The organism is Bacillus aerius (assembly GCF_029894105.1).
GTDB lineage: Bacteria > Bacillota > Bacilli > Bacillales > Bacillaceae > Bacillus > Bacillus altitudinis.
Window position 1 is genome coordinate 2,915,760 of sequence record NZ_JARYHO010000001.1, and the last position, 12,265, is coordinate 2,928,024.

Consider the following 12,265-nt stretch of genomic DNA (forward strand, 5'->3'; position numbering starts at 1 on the left):
TTATTTTTTCTCATCTTTTTTCGTCTGAGAGGTTTTCTTTTTTGCATCAGATTCTTTCTCTTTTTTCTCCTGATCGGCTTTTGACTGCTCTTTTTGTTCAGCTGTTTCATCTGTTTGGCTTGCATCTGAGGAGTCATTGGTGCTCGTCTCCGTTGTTTCTTTTTCTTCATACTTCGCCATTTCCTTAATGATTGGATCTAGCTGTTTTTGTTTTTCTTCAGCAGATAGGCTGTCGTCATTTTGAATTTCATTGCGGTAGGCGACGAGTGCTGTGAATATGTATCGGTCGTCCCCGAGCACCCTTGCAATATCCAGAGCTTCCTTGCTATTGCCTTGTCCAATATGAATCCAGAACAGGAAGTATTGCGGGTCTGTCTGCAATGTGTACGTATCCGTGATTTCTTTTTTGTGCTGGTCAAGCAATAGATTCCCTTGATTCGTTTGCACATACGAAATGGCCAGTTCATATTGAAGAGAGACTGGCATTTGATCGGCTTTGTATTTTTCGAGCGTATCCACCACTTGGCTATACTGTTTGTTGAGATAATACTTGTTCGCTTCCACATACGCTTCTTGTTTCGGCATGGCGAAAAAGAACGTGTAAATGGTATACACCAATGCAGGAATCAAAAGAACAAGGAGACCAAGTCCAATGTATCGTTCGATCTTCCATTTCTTTTTTGGAATGGTTAAGAGCGTCTTTTCTTTTGCTTCGATGGCTTCTATTTTTTGTTGAATCAAAGCAGACAATTCTTCCAGTGACTGTGTATCACTTATTTCCTTTGCCAGCTCAGATAATTTCAACGTATCATGATAAGCCAAATATTCTTGAAACTGATATTCATGGTCCACCACTCGAAGAATGACGGCTTTGACCTCTTTTAACAGACGATGTTGGTCGGTTTCATATGGCGGGATGCTTTCTTTAACCCCGTAATGCAAAAATGCAGGCGCTAAGCCTTGATGAAAAACAATGTTTTCAGGAGAAACAATAGGATGCAGCCGCTTCACGTCGTGTTTGCACACTGCATCGACAAGCTGGTATGAAAAAATCCATTTGCTTTTTTCATCCTTTGCATGGATGAAACGAAATTCCTGATAGGCAGGAGGCGGTTGAATCGAAATGATGACCTCACCTTCGGTTAATTGGATCTCTTTTTTAAATGAAGGATTGATGTCTTTAATCGGTGCCGCTTCTAAACCGTCTAAGAGTTTAATTGTCTCTCTTTGAAAAATGAAGGTGTAAGTGCCTTCCTCTTTTTTCATGACTGCTTCTAATTGTTCTTCTAAATAGGAACTCTTTTTATCTGCCATTTACAAAAGTCCTTTCATAGTATTTCCAGCCTGTCTCCTGTGGTGATTCCACAGTCTGACAGCTTATATTCGCCTGAAAACACAGCTTTCTTATTGACTACACGCACCCATCCGCCATCTCGTTTAGGTAGTGAGATTTGTTTTGCCTGCCAGGCGATATGGATGACTTGTTTAATATGTAAATAATTTGATAGTCTCAAATCAAACACACTGCCATCATAGTTTTTTAAGTCGATGGTAATATCGATATACACAAATTTCCACCTCACAAAATAGAAAGAGCGCCGGCATCAACTGACAGACTCGGCGCTTTTTCTGCTTTTCACACTTAGAAAGGAAATCCCTTTGATTAGCCGCGGATTTGGCTAGCGATGTCTTGGTCAGTGCTTTCAAGTGTATTTGCAGTTTGATCAAGCTGATTGCTGACATCTGTTAATAGATCAGACATTTTGATGAATGAAGGTTTAAGCTGTTCGTATTGATCAGCGAATGCTTCACTAGAAGCACCTTCCCACATTCCTTTTAGGTCAGAGATCATTCTATTTAGACGATCAACTTGGTTTAACACTTCTTGACTTTCAACACCATATTGCTTAGCGGTCGCTCTTAGTTCTTCTGGGGTTACGCGAATAATTCCTGACATATTCCTCATTACCTCCCGTGCATAGCCGCCATATAATGGGCTAATCCACTTATTTTTTGACGTTATTATTATAAAAACAGAAATGATACACAGTCAAACAAATCTGTTTTTATTTTACAAAATGAGTCTATGGAATTACTGTTTTTTCGCTCTTTATCTAGTATTTAACAGTTTTTTGGTCATATATTCTTAATAAAAGGGCGTGCACTTCCATGAATCTTTCCGCCTATTGATTTTTCACTACATTATTATTGTACTATTTCTTTTTGTGATCAACGCATGACCAATGTGCTCATTTTTCAAGCTTTTTGTTTTTTTAATGATTATGGCATTTTTTTGTTGATTTACGTACCTGATTCTCTTCATAATGTAAGTACGTGAAATATTCGAAAAAGCAGGGGTTTTTTATGACAAAAAAGACAGATCCATTTAAGTATAGCCTTGATCGTTTAGAGGATGTGGCAGACCAAATTAGTGATGTGCTCAATTGCCCTATTACTATAGAAGATACTCATCATCGATTATTAGCCTATAGCACACATAATGATTTCACTGATCCCGCCAGAACTTCAACCATTATCTCCCGCCGTGTACCGGAAAAAGTCATTAATCGGCTTTGGAAAGACGGTATTATTCCTACACTCCTTAAAACAGATGAACCGCTTCGCGTACCTCAAATTGCAGAAGTCGGTCTATCCAGCAGGGTTGCCATTTCCATATGGAAAGACAAAGAGGTGCTCGGCTTTATCTGGGCAATTGAATCCACGCAGCCTTTTTCAGATGAAGAAATGGACCTTCTCAAGATGGCAGCACATGCCGTGAAAAACAAATTACTCAATTTACAAATTCGAAAAACGAAAACAGAAGAACGCAATCAGGAGCTATTTTGGAAGATGCTCACAGGACATATTCATGAAAAGGATGAGATGCTTGATCTCTTCTTGAGACTTGGGATGAGGTGTCCAGACACGTATGCGATTATTATTTTTCGCCTTCGTGATGAACTCACAGAAGATACGGAAAAGAAGCTCTCCTATCTGCTTGAAACAACCCAGCAAGTGCAGGTGCTGTTAACGACTGTTGATTTTAACGAATTCATTATTCTTGTCTCGCCAAAAACAGAACATCCGCTTCAAGATATTAAACAATTCACAAGCGGCATGCTAAAGCAGTTGTCTGATCGGTATCAGCTCCATGACGTTCAAGCGGCCATTGGTGGAATTTACGATCACATTACTCATATTCAGCCATCCTATAAAGAAGCACTGGCCGTCTTAAAAACAAAAGAACGCTTTCCTGTGGAAACAGAACAATTAAACAGCTTTTCTGAACTGGGTATTTATCAATACTTAGATGTGCTTGCTGAAAAACGAAAGGGATCGTCTTATTCCAGTTACTCTTTATCAAAGCTTGAGGATTACGATCTCAGGCATCATTCCAACCTCGTCGAGACCCTTGAACGATTTATTGATTGTGACAGCAACGCCAATATCGCCGCAAAGCAGTTAAATATTCATATCAACACACTGAATTACAGACTGAAGCGGATTACGGACATTGCAGAAATTGATTTAAAAAACATGAATGAGAAAATGACCATTTATCTTGATATGAAGCTAAAAAACGTCCCTTTGTGAAATTTCACAAAGAGGCGTTTTTTAATTTTTTCATTCAACCGAAGAATTTTCTAAACTTTCAGGATACACTAGACATACAATATCAATAGATAAGCATAGGAGGAATTGATATGATCATCGGCATTCCGAAAGAGATTAAGAACAATGAAAACCGGGTCGCATTAACACCAGGAGCAGCATCTCAATTGCTTTCAGCTGGACACCAGATTTTAATTGAAACGAACGCTGGTTTTGGAAGCGGATTCACTGATGACGATTATGTATCTGTTGGTGCAGAGATTCTTGATCAAGCGAAAGATGTGTGGGCATCTTCTGATATGATTATGAAGGTAAAAGAACCATTACCTGAAGAATATGCTTATTTCAGAGAAGGTCTGATCTTATTTACGTACTTGCACCTTGCAGCAGAGCCCTCCTTGGCTGAAGCATTAAAACAAAAAGGTGTAACAGCCATTGCTTATGAAACGGTAACGGACGGAAAATCACTCCCTCTATTAACGCCAATGTCTGAAGTAGCAGGTAGAATGGCTGCTCAGATTGGTGCTCAATTTTTAGAAAAGCCAAAAGGCGGAAAAGGCATTTTGCTCGCCGGCGTGCCAGGAGTATCAAGAGGGAAAGTCACCATTATTGGCGGCGGCGTAGTTGGAACAAATGCAGCGAAAATGGCGATCGGACTTGGCGCAGATGTCACCCTTATTGATGTAAATGCGGAACGATTACGTCAGCTGGACGATCAGTTTGGTCATCAAATGAAAACGTTAATGTCTAATCCTGTTAACATTGCAGATTCAGTGAGCGAGGCAGACCTGCTCATTTGTGCGGTTCTCATCCCAGGTGCTAAAGCTCCAACCCTTGTCACAGAAGAAATGGTGAAACAAATGAAGCCTGGTTCTGTCATTGTCGATGTAGCCATTGACCAAGGCGGGATTGTGGAAACAATCGATCATATCACAACACATGATCAGCCTACTTATGAAAAGCACGGCATTTTACATTATGCTGTTGCCAATATGCCAGGAGCGGTTCCGAGAACATCGACAGTTGCTTTAACAAATGTCACGGTCCCATACGCACTGCAGATTGCAAATAAAGGTGCTGCAAAAGCGATCAAAGAAAACAAGGCGATTGCTGAAGGCGTCAATGTGATGAACGGACATATCACCTATGAAGCTGTCGCTCGTGATCTCGGCTATGATTATGTGCCTGTTAGTAAAGCCCTTGAAACCTCTTCCATGACCGAAGCTTAATATCTAGCCCGCCCTTTTCAGGGTCGGGTTTTATTGTTAACCTAAAATAAAAATGAGTTGACAAAAGAACCTCTTCCCCTTAATCTATTTGTACAGATAAGACAGGGGGAAATATCATGCAAAAGAAGACAAGAACAGCTGACTTTGTGCTCGTCGGGATGTTTGCTGCGCTCATGGCTATCGGAGCCAATATCACATCCATTGTGCCATTTTTACAGGTCGGTGGAATCCCACTTACGATGCAGCCGTTTTTTTGTGTGCTTGCTGGTCTTTTGCTGGGCAGACGACTTGGCGCATTGGCCATGATTGTCTATGCTCTTGTTGGGATCGCTGGTGCACCTGTATTCGCACAGTTCTCGGCGGGTCTCGGCGTTATTTTAGGAAAAAGCGGTGGCTTTGTGTTATCATACATTCCTGCTGCATGGCTTGCCGGATTCATTCTTGAAAAAAGACAAAACCCTGGTTTTGGCCGCTTTTTATTTGCAGCCATTGCAGGAACGACCGTGATGTATGTGATCGGGACAACTTATACATACATCGCATTAAATGTATGGCTGAACGCACCAATCTCTTATCAAACCACATGGTTCTTCATGATGTGGTTTATGGTAAAAGACTACGCGCTGACCATCCTCCTTGCGATGCTGGCACCTAAAATTTATCGATCAGTTTCAAAAGCCACATCCTTTCGAAAAGAACAAACAGCTTCCTAATATCAGAAAAGGTTCCTTTACTCTATGAGTAAGGAACCTTTTTTCATTTATAGCATAATTGCCGCAAGCCAGCCGAACAAGACGAGCGGGATATTATAAAAGGCGAATGTTGGGACACATGTACCCCAAATGTGGTGATGCTGTCCATCCATATTCAGTCCAGATGTTGGTCCAAGTGTACTGTCGCTTGCAGGTGAACCTGCATCTCCTACCGCCGCAGCTGAACCAATAATCGCAATAGTCGCCATCGGGCTGAATCCTAAGTGTAAACAAAGCGGGACAAAGATCGTCGTAATAATCGGAATCGTTGCAAATGATGAGCCAATGCCCATTGTCACTAGCAGACCCACCAATAGCATTAAAATAGCCGCTAAGCTTTGGCTGTTTCCGATAAATTGAGAAGACGCCTTGACGAGAGATTCAATATCTCCTGTTTTCGTTAAAACATTGGCAAATCCAGCTGCAACAAGCATGACAAATCCGATAAATGCCATCATGTTCATGCCAGATGTAATCAGCGCATCTGCTTCATCACGTTTCATCATTCCAGTTACAAACAAGACAAGCAAGCCTGCAAGCGCACCGAAGATCATCCCTTCGACTCCAAGGCTTTGAGAGAGATATAACTGAACAATAAGTGATACAAGGATCGCAAGTCCAGCAAAGAATAAGCTCTTTTTTGTATATGCTGATTTTTCTACATCCGTAATGTCACGATTCTCATATGTTTTTGGCTTACGATAGACAAAGAGTGAAACGATCAAGCCAACAACCATGCCGCCTACAGGAATCAGCATCGCATACGGAATGTCTGCTAAATTCACTGTTAAACCTGCATCTTTCATGTTGTCACGAAGCATTCCGTGAAAAATCTGTCCAAAACCGACCGGAAGTAAAATATATGGTGCAGTAAGTCCGAAAGTCATCACACATGCTAGCAGTCTGCGGTCAATTTGAAGCTCGTTAAACACCTTTAATAATGGCGGGATTAAGACCGGAATAAAGGCAATATGAACAGGAACAACGTTTTGAGAAAAACAAGATACAATCAAAATGACCAGAATAATGAGCACTTTTGATAATGTTTTTCTTCTTGAATCGCCTTCTTTTCCAAGAAGCTTCACAGCTCCTTCGACCATGGCATCAGGAAGACCCGTTTTCGTCAGTGCGGCTGCGAATGCACCTAATAGTGCGTAACTAATCGCCACTGTCGCATTTCCGCCAAGACCGTCAGTGAACGCTTGAACTGTTCCCCCTAGACCTAATCCACCTGCAAGTCCGCCCGCTAAAGCGCCAAGTGCCAACGCAATCACGACATTGACCCGCAGCAAGCTTAATATCAACATTAAAACAACCGCTAAAACAACTGCATTCATGGTGAAACCTCCGAAACCCTTTAGTTTACTAATGTAGTAGATAATTAAAGTACCAACGTATGTTACCATAGAAAATTTACTTCGTCAAATGGCGTATGTCCTACATAAAAAGCTCTGCCAACTGGCAGAGCTTCTGTCTTTATTTCTTCGGTTCAAATCGTTCCACAAATGTTGCTAATGATCTGACCATCACACCTGTTGCTCCTGTTGGACCAAAGCATGAAGGCTTTTCTGTCGTGGCAGTTCCTGCAATATCTAAGTGTACCCAAGGGGTGTCTTCAGCGAATTCTCCGATAAATGCACCTGCCATGATCGCATGACCATCACGACCTGGTGAGTTATTCAGATCAGCCATTTTGCTGTTTCTTACTCGTTTTTTATCTTTTTCGGTGATTGGTAGCTGCCAAATCATTTCCCCACATTCTTCTGATGCCTCTTTAAACTGGGCATACAGTTCATCGTTATTGGTCATCACGCCTGTTGTCTCATTCCCAAGTGCTACAATGACACCGCCTGTTAGTGTCGCAACATCCACAAGCACAGAGGCACCATGCTGCTTCGCATAGGTCACACCATCTGCTAAAACAAGACGACCTTCTGCATCCGTGTTAAGCACTTCAATTGTTTTGCCGCTTAGTGAGACAATGACGTCATCTGGCTTCATCGCATCTGCTGAGACCATATTATCTGTTGAGGCGATGACCGCAATGACATTCTGCTCTGGACGAAGTTCACCGATGATTTCCATTGCGCCTAAAACAGAGGCTGAGCCGCCCATATCAGTTTTCATCCCCACCATACTTGCTCTTGGCTTTAAGGAATACCCACCTGTATCATACGTAATCCCTTTACCGACAAGGCCGATGACGTCTGTCCATTCTTCCTTGCCTTGATATTTCAATACAATCAGCTTCGGTGGTTCTGTTGAGCCTCTATTAACGGCTAGAATACCGCCCATTCCGAGCTCTTCCATTTGTTCTTTATCTAAAATTTCAATCTCGAATTCATATTTATAAGCAAGCTCTGCCGCATAGGATGCAAGATCAGAGGACGTGAGCATGTTCGGCGGCATATTCACAAGTGTACGAGCCGAATTGACCGATTGTCCGTAGACTTCGCCCACTTTCAAACTTGCCTGAATTTCGGCAGCATCATGATCCGTCGTTGCATAAACAAATTCGATAAAGCGATCCGGTTCATTCGTTTTATGTTTAAAATCTTGTAATTCATATGTAGCTAAAAGGCAGCTTTCAGAAAGGGCATGGGCTGCATCTTGAACAGGCAGATCCTTTCCTGTGAATGTATCAAGCAAAACCGAAACTGCTTGCTTTTTATCTTGATGAAGCTTTTTAAATAAATGCGCAAACACTTCCTTTGCCTCTTCAAACGTGTAATCTGACTCCTTCCCAAGCCCGACAAAATAAATACGTTTAATGCCGGTTTCAGGAGATGGGAAAAATTTCGAAAGCTGATTTCGCTTGGACGAAATATCGCCTTCTTTTAATAATTCAGTGATTCTTCCTCCATGTAACTCATCCATTTCTTTTGCTTTTCCTGATAATTGGCTCTTTTGAAAAAGTCCGATGGCCAGTGTATCTTTATGTTGCAACTCATTTGTCGAGAAAAACATATTTATCACACGCTCCTTCAATGAACTCCATATTTCACATTGGAACTTCTATTATATCAAAATTTATGTGCTGATACGATCATTGCCAGCCTGTCTTCCCTTGAAGAACATTTATATTTTGGCACGCGGAAGGGCATCATGAAAAAGCGGCAGCGATCAATAGCAGCCTGTCCATGGTCTCCTCGTTCCACATCTACTTTCTTTAATGTTATAATGAACATGGACTTGGCAACAGTTCTTACTGCCATCATTTTTTTATCTTACTAGGGTAAATACTTTATCATTTCGCACGTTATTTTTTCTTAAAGAGAGGATGTTTCTTGTTCATGAGCGTACTGACGAATTTTCCGCTGCTTGCCAGCCTTGCAGCCATCTTTTTTGCACAATTTGTAAAAGTACCGATTCAATTTATCATTTCTAGACGACTAGATTGGTCGCTCATTACAAGCACAGGCGGAATGCCAAGTTCACACTCCGCAGCAGTAACAGCACTCTCAACAGCAGTTGCTTTAGAGCACGGGCTAGGAACATCTATTTTTGCCATTTCCGCCATCTTTGCCATTATTACGATGTTTGATGCGACAGGTGTTCGCAGACAGGCAGGAGAACAGGCAACTGTCCTGAACAAACTGGTCACAGATTTTAACCGGTTTGTTGCCGAGGCAAAGAACTTCCCAAGTGCGGAAGAAAAAGAGAAGCAAAAGAAATTGAAAGAGCTTCTTGGGCATAAGCCGATTGAAGTCTTCTTCGGCGGCTTAACAGGAATTTTGCTCACACTCATCTTAGATTATTACTTCATGTAGAAACGAAAAAGCTTTGGACCTTTTGAGATCCAAAGCTTTTTTATTCTTTATTGGCTTGAAACTGCTGCCGGAACACTTGCATCGATTCTGCTTCATTCAACTGATTTAAGTCTTTTTCTGTCAGCGTTCCTTCACCCTTTTTAATCACATAAACGTCCAGCACTTTTTTACCCCATTCTCTATACACATCATCAACCGTTTCATAATATAAATCAAGCTTATGACCTTTAATCGCTTTCCCAGTATCTGCGACCACACCATAACCATAATTGGGGATAAACAGGACAGTTCCTATCGGAAAGACAGATGGGTCCGCTGCCACGGTTGAATATAAATCACGTTTTACTTTGACGCCTGAATATGTAATGCCATATGCATGATGTTCTTTCGTCTTACCTGTTGATTCTACACCTGCTGTATAACCTGTGGCGACAACCTTTTGCTTCGGATAATCGTTCCAATTAAATGCTTCTTCGAGAGAAACAGCACGCAAATCGTCACTTTTCACCGCCATCGTCTGCCTTTTTGGATGCTTTAAAAAAGAAGATACGTGCTTACCGGCATCGGTCTCTTTCACCCATGCAGCTAAATCACTTGGTTCTACGCCAGATATGCCCGTAAAGCTTGTCATCAAGGCAAGCATAAACAGAACTGTCATGAACAATCGTTTCATCCATGTTTTCATTTCTATTTGTCACTCCTCTACCCATCTATTTGTTTCCAAACAAAATGGAAACTATGCAAAGGAGAAACAAAAAAACCCACTTGCGTGTAGACAAGTGAGTTAAAACATTTGATAGCCTCTTTTACGAAGAGCATTGATGACAAAACCTGAGGCAATGGCACCAATTAGACCACTTAATAAAATAATGATATCTGCCGCAGCAAGAGAAACGATGCGGTCTCCTATCCCGGAAAAAGCAATGCCTGGTTCTCTTACATAAGCGATCATCTTTTGATTATTGATAATGAAAAGGCATACAATTGGATATAAAATTGCCATAATCCATGACATTCTCAGCAGCATATTCAGCAAAAAGCCAATGCCGAAGAATAACACGAAAAATAAAATAACTGAAATGATAACGACTGGTAAACTGATCACTTCATCTCCACCCCCAAATATCCCATCATTAGTTTAACTTGGAAATAGAGATGAAGTCAATCAATGGAAAAAGCCGTAAGATTAATGCTTCTTTCCTGTCCCTTTACATTCCTCACATGTTTCTGATCCGCCGAGCAATAACTGAAAATATCCTTTTCCTGAACAATACTGACAAGTTGACTTTTTTTCTTTCGTTTGTGCATTCATATTGCTCACTCCTTAATCTAAATTTTCTGATAATTCATCATAACATATTTTTCTGTCCAGTACCAAGTGAGAAAATATTCCGTCAAACATTAAAAAACGTGTACCACAGGGATACACGTTTTTGTCTATATCAGTTTAGAAGAACTTGAATTTTCCTTTTTTCAGAACAAGTCCTGGTCCGCCAACCATGAATAATGAACGGTTGTCGATGATTTTTTTCATAGCAGAAGCTTTTGTTCCTTGAAGTTTTTTACCAAACGCAACACCTACAGCGTCGTGTTCACCAAGAGAAGCAACTGTTCCTTTGATGTCTGGCTTAAAGCTTTCAAGCGTGCCACCTTTTACTAGTGCTGCAAGGTTTTTCGCTACTGTTTCACCTTGCTGCATCGCAATTTGTGCAGTAGGTGGGTATGGACGATTAATTTCTTCATTGATGATTAATGAGCAGTCACCGATGATGAATACATCTTCATTTTCTGGTACACGAAGATCTGGAGACACTTTTACGCGGCCGCGCATGTTTTCAAATCCAGCTTCTTCAACGATTGGGTTACCACGTACACCAGCAGCCCATACAACAGTTTCAGCTTTGATTTCTTCTGTATCATCGTCTTTTCCAACAATGATGCCTTCAGGCGTACATTCTTTGATCGCTGTACCGATTTTGAACTCAACACCTTTACCTTGAAGGTAGTTCATCGCATAGTCGATCAATTCAGGATCAAATCCTGGAAGAGCTGTTGGTGCAGCTTCTACACAGATAATACGCACGTCTTTTTGATCAATATCATACTCTTTGCAAAGCTCAGGTACACGGTTTCCAAGCTCACCAAGGAACTCAATACCTGTGAAGCCTGCACCGCCGACAACGATTGTCAGACGCTCTGGACGCTTTTCAGCTTCCGTATTATATGTCGCAAATTGAAGTTCAATGTGCTCACGAAGCTGACGAGCAGAGTTGATGTTAGAGATTGAGAATGCATATTCTTTCAGTCCTGCAATACCAAATGTTTCAGGAACAGCACCAAGCGCAACAACAAGGTAGTCATAAGAAAGTTCGCCATCTGATGTCACAACTTTCTTCTCTTCCTTATTAATGCTTTCAACTGTTGCTTGTACAAAGTTGACACGGGAACTGTTAATCACATCTTTGATTTGATAACGACAACGGTCATGATGAAGAGTACCTGCACTTGCTTCATGTAACCATGTTGTTTCGTAATGATAATTATGCTTGTTCACAAGAGTAATGTCCGCATCATTTGTGCCAAGCTGTTTTGTTAATCTTGTTACAGTCATTAATCCGCCATAACCTGCACCTAGTACAACGATTTTCGGTTTATTCACTGGAATCACATCCACCTTTTTTAAATTTGCTGTAAAACGGATAAAGAATTACATATCGTTATTCTCAACCGCTTTGCGGCATTTTATGAAATTTAAACAAAAAAATAAGTATGTGAAAATCTGAACTTTCACCTACAAAAAACGAAAGCATTTGACCGTATCCGACAAAAATTCATAAAAAATTAATATTTAGTTCCCTTAACAATAATAGCGAGTTCTGCTCCTTTTTTCAAGGCTTTAAAC

14 protein-coding genes are annotated in these 12,265 nt (G+C 41.0%); 4 read left to right on the forward strand and 10 right to left on the reverse strand.

Annotated features, from left to right (window positions below):
- The 3 genes from essB to M2353_RS15170 form a co-directional block, all read right to left on the reverse strand.
- Positions 1-1,314: a type VII secretion protein EssB gene (essB, locus tag M2353_RS15160; RefSeq protein ID WP_008345895.1), complete on the reverse strand. Its 1,314-nt coding sequence runs from the start codon at positions 1,312-1,314 to the stop codon at positions 1-3.
- 14 nt (positions 1,315-1,328) lie between these two features.
- Positions 1,329-1,568: an ESX secretion system protein YukD gene (gene yukD, locus M2353_RS15165; RefSeq protein ID WP_008345897.1), complete on the reverse strand. Its 240-nt coding sequence runs from the start codon at positions 1,566-1,568 to the stop codon at positions 1,329-1,331.
- A gap of 95 nt (positions 1,569-1,663) precedes the next feature.
- A complete protein-coding gene (locus M2353_RS15170) occupies positions 1,664-1,957 on the reverse strand; it encodes a WXG100 family type VII secretion target (protein WP_003213769.1) in 294 nt (97 codons plus the stop codon).
- 407 nt (positions 1,958-2,364) lie between these two features.
- On the opposite strand from M2353_RS15170, the gene M2353_RS15175 reads away from it, so the two are divergent.
- From M2353_RS15175 to M2353_RS15185, 3 genes are all read left to right on the forward strand, one after another.
- The gene (locus tag M2353_RS15175; RefSeq protein WP_008345900.1) at positions 2,365-3,594 is read left to right on the forward strand and encodes a sporulation transcriptional activator AdeR; all 1,230 of its coding nucleotides are present in this window, start codon (positions 2,365-2,367) and stop codon (positions 3,592-3,594) included.
- 110 nt (positions 3,595-3,704) lie between these two features.
- Positions 3,705-4,841 (forward strand): alanine dehydrogenase, encoded by a 1,137-nt coding sequence (ald, locus tag M2353_RS15180; RefSeq protein WP_017358929.1) that lies wholly within the window; start codon positions 3,705-3,707, stop codon positions 4,839-4,841.
- 116 nt (positions 4,842-4,957) lie between these two features.
- Positions 4,958-5,554, forward strand: coding sequence for a biotin transporter BioY (locus tag M2353_RS15185; RefSeq protein WP_041091835.1), 597 nt, complete (start codon positions 4,958-4,960; stop codon positions 5,552-5,554).
- Between the two features lie 47 nt (positions 5,555-5,601).
- Here M2353_RS15185 and M2353_RS15190 read toward each other — a convergent pair whose 3' ends face one another.
- The 3 genes from M2353_RS15190 to M2353_RS15200 form a co-directional block, all read right to left on the reverse strand.
- Positions 5,602-6,930: a Na+/H+ antiporter family protein gene (locus tag M2353_RS15190; RefSeq protein WP_024719743.1), complete on the reverse strand. Its 1,329-nt coding sequence runs from the start codon at positions 6,928-6,930 to the stop codon at positions 5,602-5,604.
- 139 nt (positions 6,931-7,069) lie between these two features.
- Positions 7,070-8,560, reverse strand: a complete 1,491-nt coding sequence (locus tag M2353_RS15195; protein ID WP_008346787.1) for a leucyl aminopeptidase — start codon at positions 8,558-8,560, stop codon at positions 7,070-7,072.
- 56 nt (positions 8,561-8,616) lie between these two features.
- Positions 8,617-8,808: a hypothetical protein gene (locus M2353_RS15200; protein WP_126268982.1), complete on the reverse strand. Its 192-nt coding sequence runs from the start codon at positions 8,806-8,808 to the stop codon at positions 8,617-8,619.
- Positions 8,809-8,886: 78 nt separating this feature from the next.
- On the opposite strand from M2353_RS15200, the gene M2353_RS15205 reads away from it, so the two are divergent.
- Positions 8,887-9,363 carry a divergent PAP2 family protein gene (locus tag M2353_RS15205; RefSeq protein ID WP_024719744.1) on the forward strand — a complete coding sequence of 159 codons (477 nt, stop codon included), beginning with the start codon at positions 8,887-8,889 and terminating at the stop codon, positions 9,361-9,363.
- 40 nt (positions 9,364-9,403) lie between these two features.
- Here M2353_RS15205 and M2353_RS15210 read toward each other — a convergent pair whose 3' ends face one another.
- From M2353_RS15210 to M2353_RS15225, 4 genes are all read right to left on the reverse strand, one after another.
- On the reverse strand, positions 9,404-10,048 hold the full coding sequence (locus tag M2353_RS15210) for a 3D domain-containing protein (protein ID WP_024719745.1): 645 nt from the start codon (positions 10,046-10,048) through the stop codon (positions 9,404-9,406).
- A gap of 99 nt (positions 10,049-10,147) precedes the next feature.
- Positions 10,148-10,468, reverse strand: coding sequence for a YuiB family protein (locus M2353_RS15215; RefSeq protein WP_003212933.1), 321 nt, complete (start codon positions 10,466-10,468; stop codon positions 10,148-10,150).
- Positions 10,469-10,549: 81 nt separating this feature from the next.
- Positions 10,550-10,675, reverse strand: coding sequence for a YuiA family protein (locus tag M2353_RS15220; RefSeq protein WP_008346797.1), 126 nt, complete (start codon positions 10,673-10,675; stop codon positions 10,550-10,552).
- 135 nt (positions 10,676-10,810) lie between these two features.
- Positions 10,811-12,028, reverse strand: coding sequence for an NAD(P)/FAD-dependent oxidoreductase (locus M2353_RS15225; protein ID WP_160758061.1), 1,218 nt, complete (start codon positions 12,026-12,028; stop codon positions 10,811-10,813).
- Positions 12,029-12,265 lie beyond the last annotated feature (237 nt).